Origin of the sequence: Thalassospira australica (assembly GCF_000763295.1) — a bacterium.
Lineage (GTDB): Bacteria > Pseudomonadota > Alphaproteobacteria > Rhodospirillales > Thalassospiraceae > Thalassospira > Thalassospira australica.
Genome location: NZ_JRJE01000011.1, coordinates 1 through 1,039 on the forward strand (window position 1 = coordinate 1; position 1,039 = coordinate 1,039).

At 60.0% G+C, this 1,039-nt stretch carries 1 protein-coding gene; it reads left to right on the forward strand.

The window, feature by feature from the left end:
- Nucleotides 1-1,039: hypothetical protein (locus tag JF44_RS20465; protein WP_033068668.1), on the forward strand; the 1,039-nt coding region annotated here is incomplete at both ends.

Genomic DNA, 1,039 nt, shown 5'->3' on the forward strand with positions numbered 1-1,039 from the left:
TACGATCTCGGTCTCTGTTGAAGGTGAAGCCGACGCGCCGACCCTCGACGTTACCGATGCCTCCGGCACCGAAGACAGCCCGATTGCACTCGACATCGACGCAGGCCTCACCGATGCAGGTGAAGTTCTCTCCGTCACCATCTCCGGCGTGCCGGATGGCGCAACCCTGTCGGCTGGCACCGTCAATCCGGACGGCACCGTGACCCTGACAGCTGATGAGCTCGATGGCCTGACCATCACGCCACCAGCTGATTACAGTGGATCGTTCGATCTGGGTGTCACCGCAACTTCGGCAGACGGTACCGACACCGCTTCTGTGTCCGATACGATCTCGGTCTCTATTGAAGGTGAAGCCGATGCACCGACGCTGGATGTGACGGACGCAGCGGGCACCGAAGACAGCCCGATTGCGCTCGACATTGATGCAGGCCTTACCGATAGCGGTGAAGTCCTCTCCGTCACCATTTCCAATATTCCCGAAGGCGCCACCCTGTCGGCTGGTACCGTCAATCCGGACGGCACCGTGACCCTGACAGCTGATGAGCTCGATGGCCTGACCATCACGCCACCAGCTGATTACAGCGGATCGTTCGATCTTGGCGTCACCGCAACTTCGGCCGATGGCACTGATACTGCAACCACCAGCGATACGCTGACCGTGGATGTCGAAGGTGAAGCCGATGCTCCGACCCTGGATGTAACGGACGCAGCGGGCACCGAAGATAGCCCGATTGCACTCGACATCGATGCAGGCCTTACCGATGCTGGTGAAGTTCTGTCCGTAACGGTTTCGAACATTCCCGGTGGCGCAACCCTGTCGGCTGGCACCGTTAATCCGGACGGCACCGTGACCCTGACAGCTGATGAGCTTGACGGTCTGACCATCACACCGCCAGCGGATTACAGCGGGTCGTTCGATCTTGGCGTCACCGCAACCTCAACCGATGGCACCGATACGGCAACCACCAGCGATACGCTGAGTGTATCTGTTGAAGGTGAAGCAGATGCTCCGACGCTTGATGTCACCGACGCCTCCGGC